We start from the raw sequence: 24,557 nt of genomic DNA on the forward strand, positions 1-24,557 counted from the left end.
TCGCCGGGTCGCTGGTCAGGCAGTTGTCGTCGATCACCACGCCGCCGCGCTCGCCCATCTCCAGGCCGCAGTCGCGGGCCAGTTCGTCGCGGGGGCGAATGCCGGCGGAGAAGACGATGATGTCGGTCTCCAGCACTTTTTCATCCTGGAACACCATGCGGTGGCGACTGGCCTCGCCGTCGATGATCTCCTGGGTGGCGCGGCCGGTGAGTACCTGCACGCCCAGCGCTTCGATCTTCTCGCGCAGCAATTCGCCGCCTTCGCTGTCGACCTGCATCGGCATCAGGCGCGGCGCGAATTCCACCACGGCGGTGTCGAGGTTGAGCCCGCGCAGGGCGTTGGCGGCTTCCAGGCCGAGCAGGCCGCCGCCCACCACCACGCCGGTGGTGGCGGTCTCGGCGGCTTCGCGGATGGCGTCGAGGTCCTCCAGGGTGCGGTAGACCAGGCAGCCTTCGCGCTCGTTGCCGGGAATCGGCGGCACGAAGGGGTAGGAGCCGGTGGCCAGCACCAGGCGGTCGTAGGCGTAGCGGCCCTGTGACGTGACGACTTCACTCTTGTCGCGATCGATCTCGGTGACCGCTTCATGCAGGCGCAGTTCGATGCCGTGCTCGGCGTAGTAGTCGGCGGTGGAGAGCGCCAGCGAGGCGGCGTCGCGGCCACTGAAGTATTCGGAGAGGTGCACGCGGTCGTAGGCCAGGTGGCGCTCCTCGCCGAACACGGTGACGGCGTAGCGCTCGGTGGCGCCCTGTTCGACCAGCTGCTCGACCAGGTGGTGGCCGACCATGCCGTTGCCGATGACGATCAGTTGCGGTTTCGCGGGTGTGTTCATGCGGCCTCCTTCGCGGGGCGTTGCGGTGATTCGTTCAGGGCGTCGTCGAGTAGGAGTTGGGCGTCGGAGGCGCCGAGCAGCAGGGCCGAGCGGCAGGGGGTCAGGTCGCGACCTGCCAGGGCCTGCTCGAAATACCAAGGGCCGGAGGCGGTGTCGCCGTAGAGCACGGCGCCTTCCAGGCGGCCGTCGCGCAGCAGCAGGCGGCGGTAGTCGCCCTGCTGGGGGTCGCGATAGCTGAGCACTTCATGGCCGCCGGGTTCGGGGTCGGTGGGGCCGAAGGCGTAGAGCGAGATGCCGCTCACCTTGAGCTTGGTGGCGGTCGGCTGCTCGACGTAGCCCTGGGCGGGCTCGGCATCGGCGTGGTCATGGTCGAGACAGAGCCGGTCGGCCAGGACGTCGACCTGATGCCAGATCGGTTCGACCAGGCCGTAGGTCCGGTCTTCGAACTCGCAGCACTCGCCCAGGGCGTGGATCGCCGGGTCGGAGGTGGTCAGCCACACGTCGACGACGATGCCGCGGTTGACGCTTAGCCCGGCCACGCGGCCCAGTTCGACATTGGGCACGATGCCAATGGCGAGGACGACGCAGTCGGCGGCAAGGCGCGTGCCGTCGGCCAGGTGTACGGCGCAAACGTGGCCGCGGGCATCGGCTTCCAGGCGTTCCACCTGGGCGCCGGTGTGGATGTCGAGCCCGCGGTGGCGCAGCTCGTTTTCGAGCAGGCGCGCGGCGGTGAGGTCGAGCTGGCGGTTCATCAGGCGCTCGGCGCGCTGCAGCAGGCTCACCTGCATGCCGCGTTTACGCAGGCCTTCGGCGGCTTCCAGGCCGAGCAGGCCGCCGCCGATCACCACGGCATTGCCGCCTTGTTCGGCGGCACTCGCCAGTGCCTCGGCGTCGTTCAGGTCGCGGAAGACGTGAACGCCAGGCAGGTCCAGCCCCGGTACCGGCGGGCGGGCCGGGTTGGAGCCGGTGGCCAGTACCAGGTGGTCGTAGCCGAGTTCACGACCGGTGTCGGTGGTCAGGCGGCGCGCGGTACGATCGATCGTCTCCACCCGCTCGCCCAGCACCAGCTCGATGCCCTGTTCGGCGTACCACTCGGCATTGCGCAGGGTCAGGGCCTCTCGCTCCATCTCGCCAGCGAGAAGCGGCGAGAGCAGGATGCGGTTGTAGGCCGGTGCCGCTTCGGCGCCGATCACGGTGATATGCGAGGGGCGCTCAGCACGGGCAAGCAGCGCCTCGACCAGCCGGTGGCCGGCCATGCCGTTGCCGACGATGACCAGATGCTCGGTCGTCGCGGTGGTGCTCTGTTGATGGGGCATCTGCCGATACCTCCTTTCGATGCGCTTGTCTTGATGGCTGGGCCATAACGCAATGACGCCTCGGCGCGGGCCCGCTCGATCGGATCGAGACAGGGGGCGCGGAGACGTCGTTGTCGTGTTTGTCAGGCTTCGTCTGTAGAGACGGGCGATCGCCGTTGATCGCTATTTACCCAGTCGGTTTCAAGAACCCGGCCAGAATGCCGGAAGGCCATTAATTTGCTTTCACGTACAGTAGGTTGGCGCCGGGGCATGGCGTCGGCCGGGCTTCACGCGCCGGCCGACCTTGCACATCACTGGTGCGTCGCGGCATCGAAATGCACAGGGCTGTAGCACGTCGTCAGCAGAGCGGGATCGAAGCGTCCCCCCTGCTGTTCCAGGTGCTGGACGATGGGCGAGGCGAAATGCAGGGCAGCCTGCGGGGTGGGGCGCAGCATGTTCGCGCCAAAGAAGCGCTGGTGGATCGGCGCGCTGTCCGCCACCAACGTTTCCAGGTGGCGCACCGAGCGGTCGAGGTAGGGCGGCAGCGCCAGCCAGTCGCGGGCCTGCCGCAGGTGGTCGGGCGAAGCCGAAAGCCACACGCTGGCGTCGCGCAGGGCACGCAGCAGCGCCGCCAGCGTGGCCGGGTAGCGCTGCGCCCAGGAGCGCGTCACGCCCAGCACCTTCTCGGGGTGGTCGGGCCACAGTTGGGCGCCGGTGGCCACCAGCCGGCCGATGCCGCAGTGGCGGGCCAGGGTGCCCCAGGGCTCGCCGGCGCAGAAGCCGTCGATCTGCCCGTCGCGCAGGGCTTCCACCATGCGCGGCGGGGGCAGGGCGACCAGCTCCACGTCGCGGCTCTGTGAGATGTCGCCGAGGGCCAGCCACTCGTTGAGCTGATAGTGCTGGCACGAATAGGGATAGACCATGGCCAGGCGCGGGCGTATGGCGGGGCGTTGGTGGCGCAGCCAGTCACCCAGGGCCAGAGCGCTGGAGGCGGGGTCCTCGCTCAAAGCCGCGCCGCTCTCTTGGCTCAGGGCATCGGAGAGAGTGATGGTATTGCCGTTGCAGCCGAGCAGCAGCGGGGCGAGGGTCTCGCAGGGCGCGCGGCCCAGCCCCAGGCTCATCGCCAGCGGCATGGGTGCGAGCATCTGGGCGCCGTCGAGCAGGCCGGCGGCGACCTTGTCGCGCACGGTCGCCCAGGCGTTCTCCCGCGACAGGCTGACGTCGAGCCCCTGGGCGGCAAAGCAGCCCCGCTCGCGGGCGACGATCAGCAGAACGGCATCCAGCAGGGGCACGAAGCCGAGGGTGAGTCGTTCGAGCTCCGGTGCGGTCGAGTCGATATGGACGGTCATGAGCGGGCCCCCCGTTCGTCGGACGTTCGCCCTTGGGGCGATGGCAGGTTCAGGCGTTCGAGAATGTCGATGACGCTGTCGGCAACGGTGCCGATGCGCTGGCCGCGGTCCATGGCCAGCTTGCGCAGCATGCGGTAGGCCTGCTCCTCGTCGCAGTTCTGGTGCTTCATCAGCAGGCCCTTGGCGCGTTCGATGTTCTTGCGTTCGGCCAGCTGGCTGCGGGCCTTGTCCAGCTCCCGGCGCATGCTCTGGAAGGCATCGAAGCGGGCGATGGCTACCTCGATGATCGACTCGACCCGGCCGGGCACCAGGCCGTCGACCACATAGGCACTGACGCCGGCCTTGAGCGCCGCCTGCAGGGTGTCGGAGTCATGCTGGCCGGCGAAGAACACCACCGGGCGCGGGTTCTCGCGGCTGAGCAGGGCCATGCTCTCGAGGGTGTCGCGGTCGGGGCTCTCCATGTCGATGATCACCACGTCGGGCTGGTGACGCTCGACCATCTGGTTGAGGCTGGATGGGCTCGACAGGCGGCAGATGACGCAGTGACCCTCCGCCACCAGCGCTTCCTCGACCATGGCGGCGCGCACCATCTCGTCGTCGACCAGCAGAATGTTCAAGGGTGATGGCATGTCGTTATCGCTCGTCTATCGTTGGCGTGCAGGGACGTCATGTCCATTGCCTTGCAAGAAGCATTCCATACGTCAATTGACGCGATTCGGCGCCCGTCGATACGAGGCGTGGCACCAGCCTGGTGCAAGCCGCGGTCATCCCGCTGAGGCATGGTGCGGCGCGTTCGCGTGCGGGGAAGGGCCGGCTGGCACAAGCCAGGGCCAGGTAGCTGATAAAACGCGGGATATTGACGGGCTGGCACGTCGCCTGCTTGATGCGAGTCAAACGATGAAGAGGGGCGCCAGGGCGGCGCCCCGAGCGGCAACGACGCCCGCCGATTCGCCACCCTTCGTGGGCGGCCGTCGGCGGGCGTCGTCGTTTCGATAGGCCAGACAGGAGATCGACATGCGCGAGGCCCGAACCACCTGCCCCTACTGCGGCGTTGGCTGTGGCGTGCTGGCCTGCGTCGAGGGCGAGCGGATCGCCGACGTACAAGGTGACCCGGCGCACCCGGCCAACTTCGGTCGGCTGTGCGTCAAGGGCTCGGCCCTGCACGAAACGCTGGGCCACCATGGCCGTTTGACCCGGCCGCGGGTTGATGGCGTTGAGGTCGACTGGGACACGGCGCTTGCCGCCGTGGCCGAGCGGCTCACGGCGGTTCAGGCCGCCCGCGGCTCGCAGGCGCTGGCGGCCTACCTCTCGGGGCAGTTGCTCACCGAGGACTATTACGTCGCCAACAAGCTGTTCAAGGGTTTTCTCGGCACCTCGCACCTGGATACCAATTCGCGGCTGTGCATGGCCTCGGCGGTGGCGGCCCACAAGCGCGCCTTCGGCGCCGACGCCGTGCCGTGCTGCTACGAGGACCTGGAAGAGGCCGAACTGGTGGTGCTGGTGGGGTCGAATCTGGCCTGGAACCACCCGGTGCTGTTCCAGCGGCTCAAGGTGGCCAAGCAGCGCAACCCGCTGATGCGGGTGGTGGTGATCGACCCACGGGTCACCGACACCTGCGAGATCGCCGACCTCTACCTGGGGCTGGCTCCCGGCAGCGATGCCCGCCTGTTCACCGGGTTGCTGGCGTGGATGGCCGAGCGTAACAAGCTCGACCGGGTCTATCTGGAAGCCCATACCCAAGGCTTTGACGAGGCGCTGGCCGCAGCGAACGAGCAGGATGCCAGCGTGGAGGCCATCGCGGCGGACTGCGACGTCGATTCCGAGCGCCTGGAAACCTTCTTCTACTGGTTCGCCAGCCACCTGCATGTGGTCACGCTCTTCTCCCAGGGGGTAAACCAATCCACGAGCGGTACCGACAAGGGCAACGCCATCATCAATTGCCACCTGGCGGGCGGCAAGATCGGCCTGCCTGGGGCCGGGCCGTTCTCGATCACTGGCCAGCCCAACGCCATGGGCGGGCGCGAGGTGGGCGGGCTGGCCAACCAGCTCGCCGCGCACATGGACTACGACACCCCCGGCGCGCGCGACCGGGTCACGCGCTTCTGGACCACCGAGCGGCGGGTGCCGTCGCTGCCCGACGGGCCCGGCCACAAGGCGGTGGACCTGTTCGCGGCGATCGAGCGCGGCGAGGTGCAGGCGCTGTGGATCATGGCCACCAACCCGGCCGTCAGCCTGCCGCGGGCCGACCGGGTGCGCGCGGCGCTGGCGAAGTGCCCGCTGGTGATCGTCTCCGAGTGCATGGCAGACGCCGACCTGTTGGACTACGCCGACATCGTGCTGCCGGCGTCGAGCTGGTCGGAAAAGGACGGCACCGTGACCAACTCCGAGCGGCGCATCTCGCGCCAGCGCGGCATCCTGCCGCCGCCGGGGGAGGCCAGGCACGACTGGTGGATCATGTGCGAAGTGGCCAAGCGGCTGGGCTTTGGCGAGGCCTTCGACTATGCCCACCCGAGCGAGATCTTCGACGAGCACGCCCGGCTCTCCGGCTTCGAGAACGATGAGGGGCCGGGAAGGAGCCGGCGGTTGTTCGACATCTCGGGCCTGGCCGGGCTCGACCGCACCGCCTACGACGCCCTGGCACCGATCCAGTGGCCGGTCAATGCCGACGCCCCGCACGGCACCGCCCGGTTGTTCATCGACGGTCGTTTCGCCACGCCCGACGGCCGCGCCCGCCTGTTGCCGGTGCGCCCGCGCCCGCCCGCACAGAAACTGGACGCCGCCCGGCCGCTGCGGCTCAACACCGGGCGCATCCGCGACCAGTGGCACACCATGACCCGTACCGGCCGCGCGCCGCGGCTGATGAACCATCGCGCCGAGCCGTTCATCGAGATCGCCCCGGAGGATGCCGCCGCGCTGGGGGTGAAGGAGCACGCGCTGGCGCGCCTGCACGGCGCCGGCGGCGATTACATCGGCCGCGTGCGGGTGTCTCGCGGGCAACGACGCGGCGAGGTGTTCGTGCCAATGCACTGGAGCGGTCACTTCAGCGGGGCGGCGCGCATGGGCGAGCTGATCGAGGCGCACGTCGATCCCGTTTCCGGCCAGCCGGAATCCAAGCACGGCGCGGTGGCTTTGGAGCCCCTCGCGGTGGGCTGGGAGGCGACGCTGCTGGTGGCCGACGAGCTGGGCGCGTCGGAGGCCGCCTGGTGCGACGCCAGCCGCTACTGGGCACGCATTCCTCTGGGCGGCTGCCAACGCTGGCAGCTGGCCGGCGGCGAGCCGGGAAGCGCCTGCGGCGATGTTGAGAGCGCCGGCGGCGGGGTTGGGAGCGCCTGCGGCGGGGTTGAAAAAACCTCGCACGATTGGCTCGCCTGGCTGGAGGCCCGGCTGCCCGTGGCACCGACGCTGTGGTGCACCGATCCCTCGAGCGGACGCCTGCGCGCCGCGGGGGTCGATGATGCCGGGCGCCTGCGCTGGTGGTTGATGGCGGGCCCGCCCATGGAGCTGCCTAACCTGGCCTGGCTCGATGCCCGCTTCGCAGAGGCCACGGCGGGGCGGGCGCTCACCACGTCGCATCGCCGCCGCCTGCTGGCCGGCTGCGACGACGGTGCCGCCAACCAGGGCCCGGTGGTCTGCAGCTGCCACCAGGTGGGTCAACGCGCTATCCTAGGGGCCATCCGTGAAGGCGATGACAGCGTCGAGGCGCTGGGCGCCAGGCTGGCCTGCGGCACCCAGTGCGGAAGCTGCATACCCGAGCTGAAATCGCTTATCGAAGAGGAGAAGGCCCATGCGAGCGCTGAGCCAACTGAAGACACTGTTGTCGCCTGAACCGCTGCAGGCGGCCCTGTCGCGTCTGCATGGCCTGGGGCATATCGTGCGCTCGCCGTTCGGGCGAACCACCCGCGTTGCCGCCCCGACCGTGACCCTGGACGGCGATTGCCATGCCGGCCGGGTCTACCTGGTGGGGGCGGGCAGCGGCGACGTCGAGCTGCTTACGCTCAAGGCCGCGCGCCTGTTGCAGCAGGCCGATGCGGTGGTCTACGACCGCCTGGTGGGCGACGACGTGCTGGCGCTGATTCCCGCCGGGCATGAACGTTATTACGTGGGCAAGGAGCGTGGCCACCACAGCGTGCCCCAGGCCGAGATTGGCGCGCTGCTGGTGAAGCTGGCGGGACAAGGGAAGTCGGTGGTGCGCCTCAAGGGGGGCGACCCCGGCGTGTTCGGGCGCATGGGCGAGGAGCTCGCCGCGCTGGCCGAGGCCGGCGTTGAGGCCGAGATCGTGCCGGGCATTACCGCCGCCTCGGCAGCCGCCGCCGGCATGGGCATCCCGCTCACCGACCGCGCCCACGCCCAGCAGCTGCGCTTCGTCACCGCCCAGCTGTGTCGCAAGGGCGGCGAGCCCGACTGGGCCGAGCTGGCACGCCAGGACGAGACGCTGATCTTCTACATGGGCCTGACCAAGGTGGAAGCCATCTGCACCGGGCTGCGGCGTGCCGGCCTGCCCGACGACTGGCCGATCATGCTGGTGGCCAACGCCAGTCTGCCCGAGCAGGCCTCCCTGGTCGGCACGCTGGCCGACATGCCGGAGAAGCTCGCTGCCTCGCCGCTGCCTTCGCCGTGCCTGATTGTGGTCGGCAGCGTGGTGCGCATGGTCGAGCGAAGCCCGGCTGCCATGACGAACACGCCGGCCGAGCCGTCGCGCTGAGCTTCGGCCGCCGGCACCGAGGTTGCACCAAAGGCGGGCGCTCGCTGCTCGCCTTGCACCGCGCTGGAAGGCTGTCGTTTCTTCTGTCTCCCGTTGAGCGTGACAATTACCGAGCGGCGGGGCGTGAAGCGCCACTGCGGCCGTCTTTTACGGCCTTTCAGGTTGGCGAGTACGGGAACGAGGCAAACTGGCACGCAACGTGCTTATGACTGGGTAGGAGGCGCCGAAGCAGGCGGCGGGCAATCAATGACGATCGCCAGCCGACAAGGCGCCTCACATCGCGACGAACCCACAGGCAAAGGCGCCTGGAGCTCTAAAGCTTCAGGCGCCTTTGCGTTCGTCACGCCAGCCACGAGTCGAAGAGGCGCCACGCGCGTAGAGAACGCTATGTCCTATCTGCTTCCTTCCGAATTCGCGACCAAAATGGTGGACGCGGGCGAGTCCAAGCTCCATATGGCCACCCGGGACGTCCTGATCCGATCCTTCATGGCGGGGGCGATCCTGGCCCTGGCTGCCGTGTTCGCCGTCACCGTCACCGTCCAGTCCGGCTCGGCGATCCTCGGCGCCGCGCTGTTTCCCGTCGGCTTCTGCATGCTCTATCTGATGGGGTTCGACCTGCTGACCGGCGTGTTCGTGTTGACGCCGCTGGCGTGGATCGATCGGCGCCCGGGGGTGACGATCCAGCGGATCCTGGCTCACTGGGGCAAGGTCTTCTGCGGTAACTTCGCCGGTGCCATGACGGTGGCGATACTGATGGCGATCGTTTTCACCTACGGTTTTTCCACCTCACCCGACGAGGTGGGGCAGAAGATCGCCAACATCGGCCACAGCCGCACCGTGGGTTACAAGGAGTTCGGCGCGGCGGGCATGCTGACCATCCTGATTCGCGGCATCCTGTGCAACTGGATGGTCTCCCTCGGCGTGGTGGGGGCGATGATATCGACCACCGTGGGGGGCAAGGTGATCGCCATGTGGATGCCGATCATGCTGTTCTTCTTCATGGGTTTCGAGCACTCCATCGTCAACATGTTCCTGTTCCCCTCGGCGATGATGATGGGCGGCGGCTTCTCGATCGCGGATTATCTGATCTGGAACGAGATTCCCGTGGTGGTGGGCAACCTGATCGGCGGGCTCTCGCTGACCGGGCTGACCCTCTATACCACCCACGTGCGCACGGCGCCGCTGCGCGATATCTGACGTGGCGTCTTTTGCACCCGGCCGCTCGCTGCGGGTTACGCTGGGCCAGTGCTCGGAGCGTGGGCGCAAGGCGGTCAACCAGGACTTCCATGGCGCCTACGTGCCCCGCGAGCCGCAGCTCTCGACCAAGGGCATCGTGGTGGCGCTGGCCGACGGCATCAGCAGCAGCGAGGTGAGTCGGATCGCCAGCGAGGCGGCGGTAACGGGCTTCATCGAGGATTATTACTCCACCTCGGAGACCTGGACCGTGAAGACCTCGGCGCAGCGGGTGCTGATGGCGACCAACTCCTGGTTGCATGCCCAGACCCGGCACAGCCGGTATCGCTGGGACAAGGATCGCGGCTACGTCTGCACCTTCACCGCCCTGGTGCTGCGCTCCGCCACGGCACACGTCTTTCACGTGGGCGATGCCCGGCTATACCGGGTCGCCGGTGGTGGCCTGGAGCCGCTGACCCGCGAGCATCGTACCTGGGTTACTCACGACAAGAGCTACCTCAGTCGGGCGATGGGCGTCGACGAGCACCTCGAGATCGACTACCTGGCGCTGCCCGTCGCGGCGGGTGAGATCTTCCTGTTGATGACCGACGGCGTTCACGAGCACGCCGGCGAGGCGGCCATGCTCACGACGCTGGCCGAGCACGAAGGCGACCTGGACGCCGCCGCCGCGGCCATCGTGCGAGAGGCCTACGCCCGGGGCAGCGGCGACAACCTGACGGTGCAGGTGGTGCGGGTCGAGGAGGTGCCGCCGCCCCGGGCCGGCGAGATGAGCCCGGGAGCGGCTTCGCTGCCGTTTCCCCCGGCCCTCGCGCCGCGCATGACGCTGGACGGTTATCGCATCGTCAGGCAGCTCCACGCCAGCCACCGCAGCCACGCCTATCTGGCGGTGGACGAAACGAGCGACGAGCGGGTGGTGATCAAGACGCTGGCCACCGAACTCCAGCAGGACCCCGCCCAGGTGGAGCGCTTCCTGATGGAGGAGTGGATCGCCCGGCGCATCGACAGCGTGCATGTCGTCAAGCCGCATCGGTCGGAGCGGCGGCGACATCACCTCTACAGCGTCACGGAGCATATCGAGGGGCAGACGCTGGCGCAGTGGCTGCGCGATCACCCGCGCTCCGAGCTCGAGACGGTGCGCGGCATCGTCGAGGAACTGGCCCGGGGGCTGCGCGCCTTCCACCGCCTGGAGATGGTCCACCAGGACCTGCGGCCGCATAACGTGATGATCGACGCCACCGGCACGGTGAAGATCATCGACCTGGGGTCGGTGCGCGTGGGCGGACTGGCCGAAACCGCCCGGGCGGAAGCGGGGCAGCCGCCGCTGGGCACGCTGGCGTACACCGCCCCGGAGTGTTTTCTGGGCGAGCCACCCACGCCGCGCGCGGACATGTACTCGCTGGCCGTGATCGCCTACCAGCTGCTTACCGGAGAGCTGCCTTACGGCACCCAGGTGGCCAAGGCGCGTACCCGCGCGGCCCAGCGCCGGCTGAGTTACCGCTCCGCGCTGGCCGCCAACCGCGAGCTCCCGCCCTGGGTCGACGAGGTGCTGCGCAAGGCGCTGCATCCGCTGCCCGAGAAACGCTTCGATGCGCTGTCGGAGTTTACCCATGAGCTGCGTCAGCCGAGCCGCGAATTCCTCGCCCGGGCCCGCCCGCCGCTGATCGAGCGTGACCCGGTGCTGTTCTGGAAAGGCGTCTCGGCGCTGCTGGCCTTCGCGGTGCTGGCGCTGCTGCTCGAGTGAGCCCCGACAGGTGAGACACCGCGACTAAGCGCGCGAGCTCGTGCCGGAACGTTCCGCCCGGCCAGCGAGGGCATGCACCAGCTCCGCCTTGCTCATGCTCGAGCGCCCGCTGATATCCCGTTCGCTGGCCAGCCGGTAAAGCTCGTCCTTGCTCTTCCCTTGCAGTTCGGCCCCGTCACCGTCCGGCTTGCGCGCGGCGTGCCCGTCGTGATTCGGCTTTTCGTGTCGTTCGGCCTTTTCCTCGGGCTTGGTTTTACCTTCCTGCTCGACGCACTCCTTCACGGCTGCCAGCAGCTCGGCGCGCTTCATCTTGGACGTGCCGGAGAGGCCGTACTCCTTCGCCATCTCGAGCAGCTCGGTCTTGGTGCGCAGGTTGAGTCCGTACACGTGCCGATGCTCGCCGACACTGTAGGGAAGGGGCTCGGACTCATCGGCCTCCTTGAGTTCCTCGATCATCTGCTCCAGATACTCGATCACCTTCTTGCGCTGGGATTTCTCGCTCACGTTCCAGGCATCGTTGCTGGCGCGCTTGTGTGCGACCTTGAATTTCTTGCCCTCCATGCAGGTCATGTAACTGTTGGCATCGAGCTTGTCCACGCGCTGGTGGGACACGATCAGCCAGTTGTATTCCGTCCCGATGGGCGCGCCGGACTCCTCCGGGGCGCGGGCCGCCCGCCGCTTGGTGGTCTGATAGTAGATTTCCCACTCGTCGGGGCTGAGCTTGCGCTCACGCCACTCCCCTTGGTCGTAGTGCCACTTGTGCGAGCGACCCACCTTCATGCCCGAATAGCCTTCGCCCTGGTGCTGCTTGAAGCGGTCATAGCCTTGTGTCTTGCGCTTGTCGTCGGCACTCATTGCTCAACCTCCCTCGTGTCGTTCATGGCGTGCCTGTTCCATGGAGGTTAGACCCGTTGGCGAAGTTCCGGGCGAATGCCATCTGCTAGGCTAAGGCGGCGTGTGCCTGGAACGGTGCCGCACCATCCTGAAGCTACCAGAGGAAGGCGCTGACATGGCTGACAGGGAGCGTGGCGAAGATCGTGGCGGAAAAAATGGCGAAAAGAGCGGCGACGACGCGACCATACGGTTCACCCGACGCGTGCTGATCGTCATCGGGCTCGCCAGCCTGGTGGCGGTGCTGCTCTACTTCGCCGGCCAGCTCATCGATGTGTTGTTGCTGGTCTTCGCCGGCATTCTGGCGGCCGTGGCGATCGATGGCGTTGTGCGCCTGTGCCAGCGCTACCTGCCGATTGGACGACGTTGGGCCCTGGTCATTGCGCTACTGTTGATCTGCCTGGCGCTGGGCGGTATGGGGGCGGTTATCGGCCCGCGGCTAGCCGAGCAATTGCCCCTACTGGTGGAGCAGCTTCCCCAAGCCTTTCGTCGGCTTACCGAGGTGATTCAAGGCCTGCCCGGCGTCCAGACGGCCCTGGCGGAGGTGGAGAATCCCGCAAGCCTGCTCGGCCAGTCGGTATTCGATCGATTCACCGCTGTATTTTCCACCACCTTCGGTGCGCTCACGAATTTCTTTCTGATCCTGCTGGTGGGTTTCTACCTTGTGCTCAGCCCTCACGATTACATGAAACAAGTGGTGCTCATGTTTCCCCCGGCGCGGCGGCAGCGGGTAAGGCAGCTTTTGAGCGTGCAGGGGCGTGCTTTGCGACTCTGGTTGTTGAGCCGGCTGATATCGATGGTGTTCGTTGGTGTGGGTGTCGCCCTTGGATTGGTTCTCCTGGGAGTTCCAATGGCGGGTGCGCTGGGGCTGATCGCGGGTCTATTCTCGTTTATCCCCTATCTTGGCCCCATCATAGGCGTTGCGCCGACGATATTGATCGCCTTTCTCGAATCGCCCGTCTTGGCGCTTTATGCCATCGGGCTTTATCTCGTCATAGAGACGGTGGAGTCGAACATCGTCATGCCGCTGGCGGCCAAGGAAATGGTCAGTCTGCCACCGGCTTTTACCGTGGTAGTGCAGCTCGCCGGGGCGGCGGTGGCCGGCGTGGCCGGGGTGATCCTGGCCACTCCGCTCGCCGTGGTGGCAGTGGTCGCCGTGCAGATGCTCTATATTGAGGACGTGCTCGGCGACGATGTCGATGTACTGGGGGAATAGAACAATCCGATTGGTCCGGATAAAAAACCGGACCACAGGAGGGCCCGGTCTTGTCGCTAGGAGAAGCTGTACAGCCACTCTCCCACAAGCGCTTTCACGAGAGCTGCGCGAGGATGGTGTCGACGCTGCTCTTGTCGACGACGCCGCGCTCGGTGTCGACACCTACGTAGGTCACCACGCCGTCTTCGACGATCAGGGCATATCGTTGGCTGCGGGTGCCCATGCAAGCACCGCTGGCATCTTTCTCCATGCCGATGGCATGGGTGAATTCGGCGTTGCCGTCGGCCAGCATCACGATCGACTGGGCGTTCTGGTCCTGCTGCCAGGCTCGCATCACGAAAGCGTCGTTGACCGCTACGCAGGCCAGCGTGTCAACTTTCTCCAGCACCTTGTCGGCCTTCACCACGAAGCCCGGCATGTGAGTGTTGGAGCAGCCGGGCGTGAAGGCACCGGGTACGCCAAAGATCACCACACGCTTGCCGGCACACAGCTCGCCGGTGGAGATGTCCTCGGGGCCGTCGGAGCCGACGGTCTTGATCTTGATGTCGGGAATCCTGTCGCCTACGGAAATCGGCATTCGTTGCTCCTGTATCGATGGGCTGCTCGATGAGCTCTGCTCGACGAGCGATAGGCATACTGTAGACCAGGTCGGCGTCACGGTGTGTCGAGGCAGATAATCCCGTCAACTTCCCTGAAAGGCTTCGAAGACTTCCTGGCCGGTCATGTTGTGGGTCTCGTTCGCGAAGTGGTAATACGCCGGCTTCTGGTCGATGAAGATCTGGGAGTCGAAGGTCCAGGCTTCGCCGCCGTCGACCAAGCCCACGGGAACGGCATAGTGATCGCCGGTCTTCAACCGGTAGAAGAGGTGGGTGCCGCAGCGCCGGCAGAAGCCGCGCTCGGCCCAGTCCGACGAGGCGTAGACGGAGACGTTCTCTTCGCCCTCGATCTCGACGTCGGCCACGGACTCCAGGGCCAGCAAGGGGCCGCCGCCCCAAGTCCGGCACATGCTGCAGTGGCAGGCGCCCACGTTCTGTTTGGTTGCCGCTACGGCGACTTTGACGGCGCCGCACAGACAGCTTCCCCGAGCGTTCATCCCGTCTTTCATCGTGACCTCCATGGGTTGGGTTCGACGGACGTTACTGCCCTAGCCGACTTCGCGGCGGCAGCGCACTTCATGGCGAAGGATAGCCGCCGACGGGCGGATATGCCGCTTTCTCGCGCCGGGTGTATGACGACCGGTGCTCGAAAGCCTCAGGGGCTCGCGGCTACTCGGAGGTGAAGGCCTGGCGATGGAAGTCGGCCGCGGCCTCGACTTCGCTGAGCCCGATGACGCCCGGTTCGGGAATGGCGCCGCCTGCCAGCACGTCCAGTACCGTCCTGACGCCGCGCGACAGGGAAATGAGGTGATAGCCGCCCTCCAGCACGAAGACCAGGCGCCCCTGGCAGTGGCGTCGTGCGAGGCTCTGCAGGATGCCGGTCATGGCGGCGAATCCCTCGAAGGAGACGTTGAGGGCCATGTCGAAGGGGTGCGGGTCGAATCCTGCCGAGACCAGGATGAGGTCCGGCTGGAACCAGTCGGCCGCGGGCACGAGGATCTCGTGGAAAGCCTTGAGGTAGGCCTGGTCGCCGGCTCCTGCCGGCATGGGCACGTTGACCGTGGTGCCTTCCCCCAACCCCACGCCGATATCCTCCAACTGCCCCGATCCGGGGTAGAAGGGCGAGGCGCGGTGAATGTCGAAGAACAGCACACCGGGATCGGCGAAGAAGATGTCCTGGGTGCCGTTGCCGTGATGGGCGTCCCAATCCACGATCATCACCCGCTGGCAGCCGAAGGCGGCCTGAGCATGGGCAGCGGCAACCGCCACGTTGTTGAACAGGCAGAAGCCACGGGCACGGACCGGCTCGGCATGATGCCCCGGCGGGCGTACCACGGCGAAGGCGGACTCGGCACGCCCCTGGAGTACCGCTTCGACGGCGGCGATGGCGGTGCCGGCAGCCACCTCGGCGGCATCGACGCTGCCGGGGGAGACCGCGGTCGTATCCACGTCGAGCCAGGCATTCTTGCCGCGCAGTTCGAAGATGTGCTCCAGGTAGGAACTGGTATGGACGCGCGCCAGCTGTTCCTGCGTTGCCGCTTGGCCGTTCTCGAAGCGCAGGCCGGGCACCGGTTCCAGTTCCAGGAGATGGCGAATGGCAGTAAGTCGTCCGGCGTGTTCCGGATACGTCCATGGAACGTTCAGCGACGAGAGTAGCTGGCGAATGCGCCGCTCCATGCGGCCGGGCAGAAAAGGGGCATCGGAATCGGGCTGGTGAGCCAGCACGCGCTCGTCGTAGAAGGCGATCACGCTGTTGGGTTCGGCCACGTGTTACTCCAGTAGAACATCGTCAGAGAAGCGTTTGTACCAGCATAGCCGCTCCAAGGCGTCCGGGCTGGCGCCATACAGGCGAAAGCATTAGCGCCGCCCGGGTGGGCGGCGCCAATGTTTCGTTGTCGCTGTCCAAATGGAAGCTTCCTGTCAGCGCAAGCTCAGGGCGCCGGCACCGGTGTCTTCGCCCACTGCGTCGGTGTAGGCCTTGGCTTCCTCGGCCTCGACCTCAGGTGAGAAGCGCACGGCCAAGACGCACAGCGAGGCGATCACCACGGCGATGCCGAGATAGAACAGCCCCTGCTGGTAGGAGAGCGACTCCGAGCGGAACAGAAATCCAGCGGCCACGGCACCGGCATTGCCGCCGGCGCCGACGATGCCGGCCACCGCCCCCAGCGCTCGCTTGTTGATGAAGGGCACCACGCCGAAGGTGGCGCCTTCGGCCATCTGCACGAACAGGCTGAACACCAGCATGATGCCGATGGCCAGCGTCAGCACGTGCATCTGCGAGAAGAACATCAGCGCGATGCCTTCGCAGAGCATGGCGATGAACAGCCAGCGCACGCGTCCCTTGAGCCCGCCGTTACGAGCGAACAGGTCGGAGAAGACGCCGCCCAGGGTGCGGGCGAAGATATTCATCAGGCCGAACAGGCCGGCAATCATGCCCGCGGTGGCCAGGGTCAGGTCGAAGTTGTCGAAGAAGTAGATGGCGGCGATGTTATTGATCGTCAGCTCGACGCCGAAGCAGGCGGCATACACCACGAACAGCGCCCACACGCGAATGTCCTTGGCGGCGGCCTTGAAGCTCGCACCCATGCCGTGCTCGCCATTGGCCTCGGGGAGTTCGCCGCGGGCGCGCAGCTCGGCGAAGTTGCCGTCGGGGGCGTCCTGGGTGAACAGGTAGTAACCGATACCGGCGAAGAACAGCACCACGCCGGGTACGATCATCGCCAGGCGCCAGCCCAGCGCCTCGTTGACGCCGAGCATCAGCATGCCGGAGAAGATCAACGGCATCAGGATCTGGGTGGTGCCGCCCCCCAGGTTGCCCCAACCGGCAGAAGTGGCATTGGCGGTGCCGACCACGTTGGGGGCGAACATCACCGAGGTGTGGTACTGGGTGATGACGAAGGAGGCGCCGATGGCACCGATGGCCAGGCGTGCCAGGAAGAAGGTCTCGAAGCTCGAGGCCAGGCCGATGCCCATCACCGGCAGTGAACCCAGGCACAGCAGCCAGGTGTAGGCCTTGCGCGGCCCGATGCGGTCGCACAGCACGCCCATGACCAGGCGCACGAGAATGGTGATCGCCACCGAGGCGATGATGGTATTGCCGATCTGGGTCTTGGTCAGCCCCAGGTCGTCGCGCACGATCGCCATCAGCGGGGCGATGCCGAACCAGCCGAAGAAACAGATATGGAAGGCGAACCAGGAGAAGTGGAAGGCCCGCATCTGGGGCGACTTCAGGTTGAGCAGCCGTATTCTATTGGCCTTGTTGCGGATTTCCATGGGCGATGACCTCGTACGGAACGGGATGCATGATTCGTCCTTCTCCGTTGAAGGTCAGGTCTGGCGCACTCGTACTCATGAGAGTCTGGTCCACGCCTACCCGTCGTTGATCCGGATCAAGCAATCGACTTGCCAGACTCGAGAAAGCTTTTCTTTGCCAATGAGTTGGTGCTGAATCGGTTAAAGCCGGCGAGGGGCGCCGGCGTGATAGCCGGCGCCGCAATGGTGCAGTGCGGTGAGGATTTGCGCCCCGCTGGTGCCGCAGGGAGCGAAGGCTACTGCATTGCCAGCTGGCGCTGATTGCGGTCGCAGCGCAGGTAGGCGGAGGACTGCAGCCACTCCGGGTCGGGGTAGTAGGCGAACAGGTAGTGATCCTCCTTGATGCTGTCGATCAGCGGATAGGTGACCTCCTGTCGCACGGCCGGGCAGCCGTGGCTGCGTCCCAGGCGGCCGGTCTGGCGTACGAACGTCTCACTGACGTAGTCGGCGCCGTGGATCACGATGGCGCGCTCGTAGGCCAGATCGTTGACGCCCGCTTCCAGCCCCTCCAGGCGCAACGAGTAGCCGTTGCTTCCGTAGTAGCTGTTCATGGTGCGGAACAGGCCCAGGCTCGACTGATGGCTTTCGGGTGTGTTGGAGAATACGGTGGCCTCGGCATCGCCGGAGCCCCGGCCGTGGGAAACCAGTTCCTCGAACAGCAGCTCTTCCTCGGCCAGGTCGAAGACCCATAGGCGGGGTTCGCTGGACGGGCGCGAAAAGTCGATCACCGCCAGCCGCTCGGCATCCGGCTGGGCGCAGGCCAGCGCACTGGCGGCCAGCGCCAGCACTTCAGGATCCGCCGCCGGGGCCAGGCGGGTCAGTGTCTGGCCGAGCGGAGTAAACGAGGCGCCCGGCAGTTGGGTCAGGAAATCGCCGGCTTGAGTGCTGGCGGATGACACAAGGAGAACGGTTGCCGCGGCCGTCAGCGGAAGCAGAGGGGTGAGCAAAGAGCGCATGCGAGCGTGCCTGTCGGTTGGTCGTACGGGGCAATGGAGCGATTGTCGCCCCATGACCTGGCAAAAAATGCTGAACCACTATTATGGGGGGTGAGGCCAGGAAGGCCAAAACCATCATCAACGGAGTAGGAGCCGAGAATGCGGGTATTTACCTGGATGGGATCGTTGCTGCTGATGCTCGCCACGCTGTCGCCGAGCTGGGCCGAGGAGGAGGCGACGGCAGGCGAAGGGCCCGGGGTAACGACCGAGCTGGTGCGACAGCTCGGCGATGCGTCGGATGCGGTACAGGACTTCTATGCGTTGCGCGAACTTCGTCCGGCCTGGCAGCAGAGCGATGCGGTGGCGGCCTTCGCGGCGGCGCTGCATACCCTGGAAGGCGACGGGTTGACCCCGCAGGACTACCGCCCCGATGGGCTCAAGTCCGGCCATCGCACGGCCTATGGCACGTCGGGCAGTGCGGCCGAAAAGGCGCGTTTCGACATCCAGGCCACCCAGACGTTGCTGACGGCACTGGCGCACCTGCAGCGTGGCAAGGTCGATCCCCGAGCGCTGGATACCGGCTGGGAGGTACCGGTGGAGAAGCCCGACCTGGATCTGGCAGCGATTTCCCGTGCGGTGGACGGCCAGCGCTTCGAACAGGCGATGGCCGAGGCACGACCCGCCTATGCGCCCTACGAGCGCCTTCGTTCGGGGCTGGCGCGCTATCGCAACATCGAACGGCTGGGAGGCTGGCCGCGTCTACCGGAGCGCGAGCGCCCACTGCGCCCGGGCGACCGGGACGATGACGTGGCGCTGCTGCGCGAGCGGCTGGCCGTCGTGGGGGAGCTGGAAGTGATGGCGGCCGATACCGGTGCGTTTCCCGGCGTCGACCTCGAGGCGCCCGATCCGCGCCGCTACGATGCCGTGCTGGAGGCGGCGGTGAAGCGCTTCCAGCAACGCCACCTGCTGGAGCCGGACGGGGTCATCGGACGCGAGACCCGCGCGGCCCTGAACGTGCCGGTGGAGAGGCGGATCGACCAGATACGCCTCAATATGGAGCGTGCACGCTGGTTGCTGCACGGGCTTCCGGAAACCTTCGTGCTGGTCGATATCGCCGGCTACCGGCTCAGCTACTTCCGACCCAACGGCGAGATCTGGCGCTCGCGCATCGTCGTCGGCCGGCCCTATCGGCGCACGCCGACGCTGCGTTCCGAGATTACGCGTATAACGGTCAATCCGACCTGGACGATCCCTCCCACGATTCTGCGCGAGGACGTACTGCCACAGGTGCGTCAGGACCTGGACTATCTGCGCCGCGAGAACATCACGGTGCTGAGCCCCTCCGGCGAGCGGATCGATCCACGCGAAGTCGACTGGTCGCGCCCCGGCAATGTCATGCTGCGCCAGGACGCCGGGCCGCAGAATGCGCTGGGGCGGCTGGTGGTCCGCTTCCCCAACGATCATCTCGTCTACCTTCACGACACGCCGGCACAGGGGTTGTTCTCCCGCGAGCAGCGCGCCTTCAGTTCCGGCTGCATTCGGGTGGAGAACATACGCGAGTTCGTTCAGCTGCTGTTCGACGATACCGGTACCGGCCAGGATGTCGACACACGGATTGCCAGTGGCGAGTCGCATAACGTCTCGCTCGCTCGGCGCATGCCGATCATCATTCACTACTGGACGGTGAATCCCGGTGGGGATGGCGAGCTGTCGTTCCGGCCCGACATCTACGAACGCGACGATGCGCTGCTGCATGCACTGGATCGCCCGCTGTCGCTGTAGGCGGCCGGCGCCTGGGGCGCCGGCCGTGGGAAAGGCCCCGATCACTTCCTGTGACCGGGGCCTTGGCTAAGCCAGGCTTGCCCCGCAGCGAGGACAGACGTCACGTGCACTTTCGGCCGCGACGGATCCGGTGCCGGAGGTGGCGCTTGCCTCAGTCTTGTCGATAGCAAAGCGCTCCGGATGGATCGGCACCAGCGTGCCGCGTTCCCAGCGCAGGCCAACGTCCTTGAGCATGCGTGGGTCGTAGTCGCGCAGCGAGGCGTCGCGACGACGGTTGGCGTAGTGAACGCGCACGGCGCGAAGCAGGCGACGAAGGGTGTTGAGTGCTGACATGATCTCGGTCTCCTTGGATCAGGGAGGCCGGGAACTTGTGCGCGACGGGCGAGAAAAGTATGAATCCAGGCTTGGCCGCGACAAGTGCCGCGGCCAGCGTCCTTCAGGTGTCGTCGTTTCGACGGCCGGCCCACGGCTGCAGCAAACGGGTACGCATCGCGTTATGGAATACGCGATGTTGCCAGTTTGCCTTGTTGCCTTGAGGTAGCCAGCGCATGAGGAACGCATCTCGGTTGGGGGAAAAGTGCCGCATCGATGACGCGACTCTTTTCTTATAGACAAGCGCTCAACAAGCGTCAACCGATGGGCATAAACGTTACGCGAAAAAACGACGAGCGATGACCAGGACTAGGCCCGTTCCTCGGGATGCCGATGCTCGAATTTAGCGATAGCCCTCGGCCTGCAGCCGGAACAGCCTGGCGTAGCGCCCGTTCTGCGCCATCAGGCTGTCATGATCGCCGCGCTCGATCACTTCTCCTCCGTCGATGACGAGGATCCGGTCGGCGGCGCGCACCGTGGAGAAGCGGTGCGAGATCAGAATGGTCATCTTGTCGCGACGGTGCTCGCGGAAGTCGGCATAGACCGCCGCCTCGGAGGCGGCATCCATGGCCGCGGTGGGTTCGTCGAGTACCAGGATGTCGGCTCCCTCGCGCATGTGGGCGCGGGCCAGGGCGATCTTCTGCCACTGTCCGCCGGAGAGCTCCTGGCCGCCCTTGAACCAGCGGCCGAGCTGAGTGTGGTAGCCGCCAGGCAAGGCGCTGATGAACTCCTCGGCGAGGCCACGGCGGGCCGCCTCCTGCCAGCGTGCCTCGTCGGCGAAGGCCTCGACGTCGCCGGCCCCCAGGTTCTCGCCCACCTTGAGCTGGTAACGCACGAAGTCTTGGAAAATCACGCCGATGCGCCGGCGCAGGGTGGCCAGGTCCCATTCACGCAGGTCGCTACCGTCGAGCAGGATGCGCCCCTCGCTGGGCTCGTAGAGACGGGTGAGCAGCTTGATCAGCGTGGTCTTGCCCGAGCCGTTGGCGCCCACCAGGGCCAGGCTCTGGCCTGGCACCAGATGCAGCGTGACATCGCGCAACGCGGGCGTATCGGTGCCGGGGTAGGTGAACCCGACGTGCTCGAAGCGGATGCCGTCGCCGGGCGAGGCGCCCTGTGTCAGGCCGCCTTGCTCGGCGGCCACCGGCTGCTCGAGGTATTCATAGAGATTCGACAGGTAGAGATTGTCCTCGTACATGCCGCTGATAGCGGTCAGGCTCGCCGACAGCGCCGCCTGGCCCTGCTTGAAGACCATGAGGTACATGGTCATCTCGCCCAGGGTCAGCGTCCCCGCAATCGTCTCCACCACCACCCAGGCGTAGGCGCCGTAGAACGCCAGGGTGCCCAGCAGGCCGAGGAGGAAGCCCCAGCTCTCGCGGCGCAGGGTCAGGCGGCGATCCTCGCCGTAGAGGGTGTCGAAGATGCGTCGGTAGCGATCTAGCAGCAGCGGTTCCAGCCCGAACAGCTTGACCTCCTTGATGCTGTCCTCGCGGGCCAGCACGGTTTCCAGGTAGATCTGCATGCGTGTCTGGGGCGAGCGCCAGCGGAACAGGCGGAAGGCGTCGCCGGAGAACTTGGCTTCGGACACGAAGACCGGCAGCGCGCCAATTACCAACACCAGGATCGCCCAGGGCGAGAACTGCACCAGCAGAACGCCGAAGCTTGCCAGCGAAATGGCGTTCTGGAGCAGCGCGAAGGTCTTGTTGACCAGCCCCAGCGGTCGGGTGGAGGCTTCGCGCCGGGCGCGGGTCAGCTTGTCGTAGAATTCGGAATCCTCGAACTGCGCAAGCGACAGGGTGCCGGCCTTCTCCAGGATCATGACGTTGACCTTCTGGCCGAGCAGCGCGCGCAGCAGCGACTGCTGCGCCGATAGCCCGCGCTGGGCCAGGGCGATGGCGGCGATCACGCCGGCTTCGGCCAGCACGTAGCGCAACACCGGCCAGGCGGATTCGAGGGTGAGAGAGGCGTCTGTCTCTTGGTGAAGGGCCATGGCGGCGACCACGGCATCGACGATCAGCTGGCCGATCCAGGCCGCGACGGCCGGCAGAACGCCGGCGACCAGGGTGCAGAAGGCCAGGCCCAGGGTCAGGAAGCGTGAGGTCTGCCAGACCAACGACAGAGCGCGGCGGCTGTAGCGAAATACGCCGAAGAAGGTAGCCAGACGGCCGCCGTCCTGGGGTGGGGCGGGCGAGGGGCGACGGCGTCGGGAGGAGGTCACGCGCAGGCTCCGTATCGGCTGTTGCGGGCAGGCTCAGGGCACTTTAACCCATCTGGCCATTCAACCCAGCGGGCCAGTGGGTAGGTGCCAAACGCGACGCCCTGCCGGATGGCAGGGCGTGCGGTCGGGAAGGGCCTGGCCTCAGTCGTCGTTCTCTGCGTCGCTCGAGGTCTGTGCCACCACCGGGCCGGTCTGGCCGGAGCGCAGCACGGCGAGCAGCGGCTCGGCTTCGTTCTGGAAGGCCACCAGGCGTTCGCCTTCGAGGCTCTGGCTCTCGGGCAGGTCGACTTTCATGGCATCGACCGGGTTGTTGTTCACGATGACCTCATAGTGGAGGTGAGGCCCGGTGCTGCGACCGGTATTGCCGGACAGTGCAATGCGTTCGCCCATGGCGACCCGTTCGCCGCGGCTGACCATCGCGCGCGAGAGATGCAGGTAGCGTGTGCGGTAGCCGTTGTCGTGGCGGATCACCACGTAGCGCCCCGCCACCGGATGATTGCCGACCTTCTCGACGCGACCGTCCGCCGGTGCATGGACGGCGGTGCCGATGGGCATGGCCCAGTCGGTGCCGCGATGGGGGCTGACCCTTCCGGTGACCGGATGCTGGCGCCGCGGGTTGTAGCCCGAGCTCATGCGATAGCTGCCTTCGAAGGGGTAGCGGCTGAAGGCCGGGTCCAGGCTCTGACCATCGGGGGTGTAGAAGTTGTTGTCTTCGCTGTTGCGGACCAGTGTCAGGTCCATGCGGGCGCCCTGGTACTCGATGGCCAGCACGCGGGAGTCGTAGCTGGCACCGTCGATGACGTCGGATTCGATCAGGACCTGGAACTCGTCACCGCGGCGGGTATCGCGGCGGAAGTCGAGCTTCTTCTCGAGCAGCCGCGAAATCTGGGCGACTTCGGTGCTGGAGAGGCCGGTCGCCTGAGCCGAGCGGGCGAAGCTGCCGCTCACGCTGCCGGCGAAGAGACGCTGTGTGGCTTCGCCGGCGCGCTCGATGGTGGCCACGTCGAAGCCGTCTTCTTCGCGCTCCAGCATGATGCCTTCGCGGGCGTTCTTCATCACCCGCATCGCCAGCAAACGATCCTCTTCGTCGAGCTGGTACTCGAAGGTGTTGCCCACCCGCCAATGCGTCAGCAGGCGCTGGTCGGGCAGGCTCTCGAGCAGGCGAATGGCTTCGCTGTAGCCCAGACCCAGCTCGTTTTGCGCCAGCACGGCGAAAGTATCGCCCTGCTGCACGGTGTATGTGCGCCACTCGGGAACGAAGGGCTCGGCCGCGGCGACTTCCTGATCGAAATGGATCGGGCTGTCCTCGAACAGACCCAGCTCCTCGTCGGGAATGTTCTCGTACGAGGTGGCGTCGCTGGCCAGGGCCTCGTCGTCGGTACGGGTGTCGTCGAGCATGCCGCTGGCGAGGGTACCGATGACCAGGGCCATGTGCAGGGCGCCAGAATCAAGAACCGTTGTCAGTTCGATGCCGCTGTCGACAGCGGTAGCGGCATCGAACTCGGCAGCGGAGGGAGCCGGTTCGGCCCCAGTCGCCTGCTCGGGCTGGGCCCGGGCGTAGGCAACTCCCTTGAGATCGATGATCTCGCTGGGCTGCAGCTGGGAGAGAGGAATGTACTCGCGCGTTGCATCGATGGCCTGGGTGGCAATCTCGATGGCGTCGGCGACGGAGTAACGTTCGTTGTTGAGAGCGGGGAGGCCGGGTTGGGCCTCGGGCGACAGGGGAAACAGGACGGTTTGGGGTGTCTGTTCCTGTCGCTGGGAATTCTCGACTAGGGTGACGATTTTCTGCGTGCCCAGCACGGTCACCATCGTGGCGACGGGGATCAACAACAACTTATGCGCGCGTGGCAGCGAATGGAGGATTCGCAACATGTCGGGTATCGGCCATATAAAAATAAGATGACAAGAACATAAAAAGGCACGGGAACCTTAACCCATGATATATGGCCTGCCTAGACTGTACATACGTACAGAAACGCCTCGGCCGGGGCGTTTCTTCAACGCTTCCCGGTCGAGTTTCGTTGTCGAACAGTGTTCAACAGGCTGTCATTGAACGTGACGTCAGTGATCAAGACAACCCCTTTTAGTAAAAAAATGTATCTGAAGTTAGGCAGGGCTACCAAAT

19 protein-coding genes are annotated in these 24,557 nt (G+C 66.3%); 6 read left to right on the forward strand and 13 right to left on the reverse strand.

Features of this window, described 5'->3' with window-relative positions; genetic code table 11:
- The 4 genes from CYJ07_RS19025 to CYJ07_RS19040 all read right to left on the reverse strand — a co-directional run.
- A partial coding sequence (locus CYJ07_RS19025; RefSeq protein ID WP_197038436.1) for an FAD-dependent oxidoreductase occupies window positions 1–829 on the reverse strand: 829 nt, incomplete at its 3' end.
- Complete coding sequence (locus CYJ07_RS19030; protein ID WP_104205275.1) at window positions 826–2,145, reverse strand: NAD(P)/FAD-dependent oxidoreductase; 1,320 nt, start codon at window positions 2,143–2,145, stop codon at window positions 826–828. The genes CYJ07_RS19025 and CYJ07_RS19030, both read right to left, overlap by 4 nt.
- A 290-nt stretch (window positions 2,146–2,435) precedes the next feature.
- Window positions 2,436–3,473 carry a CmpA/NrtA family ABC transporter substrate-binding protein gene (locus CYJ07_RS19035; protein WP_104205276.1) on the reverse strand — a complete coding sequence of 346 codons (1,038 nt, stop codon included), beginning with the start codon at window positions 3,471–3,473 and terminating at the stop codon, window positions 2,436–2,438.
- On the reverse strand, window positions 3,470–4,102 hold the full coding sequence (locus CYJ07_RS19040) for an ANTAR domain-containing response regulator (RefSeq protein ID WP_104205277.1): 633 nt from the start codon (window positions 4,100–4,102) through the stop codon (window positions 3,470–3,472). The genes CYJ07_RS19035 and CYJ07_RS19040 overlap by 4 nt, the downstream gene beginning before the upstream one ends.
- 385 nt (window positions 4,103–4,487) lie before the next feature.
- Between CYJ07_RS19040 and CYJ07_RS19045 the strand changes: the two genes are divergently transcribed.
- The 4 genes from CYJ07_RS19045 to CYJ07_RS19060 all read left to right on the forward strand — a co-directional run bounded on the left by CYJ07_RS19045 (window position 4,488) and on the right by CYJ07_RS19060 (window position 11,110).
- Entirely contained in the window at window positions 4,488–7,298 is a 2,811-nt protein-coding gene (locus CYJ07_RS19045) for a nitrate reductase (protein ID WP_104205278.1), read from the forward strand.
- Window positions 7,258–8,175, forward strand: a complete 918-nt coding sequence (cobA, locus tag CYJ07_RS19050) for a uroporphyrinogen-III C-methyltransferase (RefSeq protein ID WP_104205279.1) — start codon at window positions 7,258–7,260, stop codon at window positions 8,173–8,175. Before CYJ07_RS19045 ends, cobA begins: the two co-directional genes overlap by 41 nt.
- 387 nt (window positions 8,176–8,562) lie before the next feature.
- On the forward strand, window positions 8,563–9,372 hold the full coding sequence (locus CYJ07_RS19055) for a formate/nitrite transporter family protein (RefSeq protein WP_104205280.1): 810 nt from the start codon (window positions 8,563–8,565) through the stop codon (window positions 9,370–9,372).
- A gap of 1 nt (window position 9,373) precedes the next feature.
- Window positions 9,374–11,110 (forward strand): bifunctional protein-serine/threonine kinase/phosphatase, encoded by a 1,737-nt coding sequence (locus CYJ07_RS19060; protein WP_197038437.1) that lies wholly within the window; start codon window positions 9,374–9,376, stop codon window positions 11,108–11,110.
- Window positions 11,111–11,134: 24 nt separating this feature from the next.
- Here the strand turns inward: CYJ07_RS19060 and CYJ07_RS19065 are convergent, their stop codons facing one another.
- Window positions 11,135–11,965 carry a Rho termination factor N-terminal domain-containing protein gene (locus CYJ07_RS19065; RefSeq protein ID WP_104205282.1) on the reverse strand — a complete coding sequence of 277 codons (831 nt, stop codon included), beginning with the start codon at window positions 11,963–11,965 and terminating at the stop codon, window positions 11,135–11,137.
- Window positions 11,966–12,119: 154 nt separating this feature from the next.
- Here CYJ07_RS19065 and CYJ07_RS19070 point away from each other — a divergent pair, with 154 nt between their 5' ends.
- Window positions 12,120–13,217, forward strand: coding sequence for an AI-2E family transporter (locus CYJ07_RS19070; RefSeq protein WP_104205283.1), 1,098 nt, complete (start codon window positions 12,120–12,122; stop codon window positions 13,215–13,217).
- 94 nt (window positions 13,218–13,311) lie between these two features.
- Here the strand turns inward: CYJ07_RS19070 and CYJ07_RS19075 are convergent, their stop codons facing one another.
- The 5 genes from CYJ07_RS19075 to CYJ07_RS19095 form a co-directional block, all read right to left on the reverse strand.
- The gene (locus CYJ07_RS19075) at window positions 13,312–13,794 is read right to left on the reverse strand and encodes a peroxiredoxin (RefSeq protein WP_104205284.1); all 483 of its coding nucleotides are present in this window, start codon (window positions 13,792–13,794) and stop codon (window positions 13,312–13,314) included.
- A gap of 105 nt (window positions 13,795–13,899) precedes the next feature.
- Window positions 13,900–14,322, reverse strand: a complete 423-nt coding sequence (locus CYJ07_RS19080) for a GFA family protein (protein ID WP_104205285.1) — start codon at window positions 14,320–14,322, stop codon at window positions 13,900–13,902.
- A 160-nt stretch (window positions 14,323–14,482) separates the two neighbouring features.
- Window positions 14,483–15,580 (reverse strand): histone deacetylase family protein, encoded by a 1,098-nt coding sequence (locus tag CYJ07_RS19085; RefSeq protein ID WP_231489697.1) that lies wholly within the window; start codon window positions 15,578–15,580, stop codon window positions 14,483–14,485.
- 153 nt (window positions 15,581–15,733) lie between these two features.
- Window positions 15,734–17,086, reverse strand: coding sequence for an MFS transporter (locus CYJ07_RS19090; protein WP_104205286.1), 1,353 nt, complete (start codon window positions 17,084–17,086; stop codon window positions 15,734–15,736).
- A 275-nt stretch (window positions 17,087–17,361) separates the two neighbouring features.
- Window positions 17,362–18,081, reverse strand: coding sequence for a murein L,D-transpeptidase catalytic domain family protein (locus CYJ07_RS19095; RefSeq protein WP_104205287.1), 720 nt, complete (start codon window positions 18,079–18,081; stop codon window positions 17,362–17,364).
- A gap of 138 nt (window positions 18,082–18,219) precedes the next feature.
- Here CYJ07_RS19095 and CYJ07_RS19100 point away from each other — a divergent pair, with 138 nt between their 5' ends.
- Complete coding sequence (locus CYJ07_RS19100) at window positions 18,220–19,842, forward strand: L,D-transpeptidase family protein (RefSeq protein WP_231489698.1); 1,623 nt, start codon at window positions 18,220–18,222, stop codon at window positions 19,840–19,842.
- Between the two features lie 66 nt (window positions 19,843–19,908).
- On the opposite strand, the gene CYJ07_RS19105 is transcribed toward CYJ07_RS19100, so the two are convergent.
- The 3 genes from CYJ07_RS19105 to CYJ07_RS19115 form a co-directional block, all read right to left on the reverse strand.
- Window positions 19,909–20,175, reverse strand: coding sequence for a hypothetical protein (locus CYJ07_RS19105; protein WP_104205288.1), 267 nt, complete (start codon window positions 20,173–20,175; stop codon window positions 19,909–19,911).
- Window positions 20,176–20,557: 382 nt separating this feature from the next.
- Window positions 20,558–22,372, reverse strand: coding sequence for an ABC transporter ATP-binding protein (locus CYJ07_RS19110; RefSeq protein WP_104205305.1), 1,815 nt, complete (start codon window positions 22,370–22,372; stop codon window positions 20,558–20,560).
- Between the two features lie 198 nt (window positions 22,373–22,570).
- On the reverse strand, window positions 22,571–24,304 hold the full coding sequence (locus tag CYJ07_RS19115) for a peptidoglycan DD-metalloendopeptidase family protein (protein ID WP_104205289.1): 1,734 nt from the start codon (window positions 24,302–24,304) through the stop codon (window positions 22,571–22,573).
- Window positions 24,305–24,557 lie beyond the last annotated feature (253 nt).

Source organism: Billgrantia saliphila, assembly GCF_002930105.1.
GTDB classification, from domain to species: Bacteria; Pseudomonadota; Gammaproteobacteria; order Pseudomonadales; family Halomonadaceae; genus Halomonas; species Halomonas saliphila.

Coding starts and splice junctions, on each gene's coding strand:
- CYJ07_RS19055 (WP_104205280.1), top strand. CDS start 8,563: ATGTCCTATCTGCTTCCTTCCGAATTCGCGACCAAAATGGTGGACGCG.
- CYJ07_RS19035 (WP_104205276.1), bottom strand. CDS start 3,473: ATGACCGTCCATATCGACTCGACCGCACCGGAGCTCGAACGACTCACC.
- CYJ07_RS19100 (WP_231489698.1), top strand. CDS start 18,220: ATGCGGGTATTTACCTGGATGGGATCGTTGCTGCTGATGCTCGCCACG.
- CYJ07_RS19070 (WP_104205283.1), top strand. CDS start 12,120: ATGGCTGACAGGGAGCGTGGCGAAGATCGTGGCGGAAAAAATGGCGAA.
- CYJ07_RS19090 (WP_104205286.1), bottom strand. CDS start 17,086: ATGGAAATCCGCAACAAGGCCAATAGAATACGGCTGCTCAACCTGAAG.
- CYJ07_RS19105 (WP_104205288.1), bottom strand. CDS start 20,175: ATGTCAGCACTCAACACCCTTCGTCGCCTGCTTCGCGCCGTGCGCGTT.
- cobA (WP_104205279.1), top strand. CDS start 7,258: ATGCGAGCGCTGAGCCAACTGAAGACACTGTTGTCGCCTGAACCGCTG.
- CYJ07_RS19115 (WP_104205289.1), bottom strand. CDS start 24,304: ATGTTGCGAATCCTCCATTCGCTGCCACGCGCGCATAAGTTGTTGTTG.
- CYJ07_RS19095 (WP_104205287.1), bottom strand. CDS start 18,081: ATGCGCTCTTTGCTCACCCCTCTGCTTCCGCTGACGGCCGCGGCAACC.
- CYJ07_RS19075 (WP_104205284.1), bottom strand. CDS start 13,794: ATGCCGATTTCCGTAGGCGACAGGATTCCCGACATCAAGATCAAGACC.
- CYJ07_RS19040 (WP_104205277.1), bottom strand. CDS start 4,102: ATGCCATCACCCTTGAACATTCTGCTGGTCGACGACGAGATGGTGCGC.
- CYJ07_RS19030 (WP_104205275.1), bottom strand. CDS start 2,145: ATGCCCCATCAACAGAGCACCACCGCGACGACCGAGCATCTGGTCATC.
- CYJ07_RS19045 (WP_104205278.1), top strand. CDS start 4,488: ATGCGCGAGGCCCGAACCACCTGCCCCTACTGCGGCGTTGGCTGTGGC.
- CYJ07_RS19065 (WP_104205282.1), bottom strand. CDS start 11,965: ATGAGTGCCGACGACAAGCGCAAGACACAAGGCTATGACCGCTTCAAG.
- CYJ07_RS19080 (WP_104205285.1), bottom strand. CDS start 14,322: ATGAAAGACGGGATGAACGCTCGGGGAAGCTGTCTGTGCGGCGCCGTC.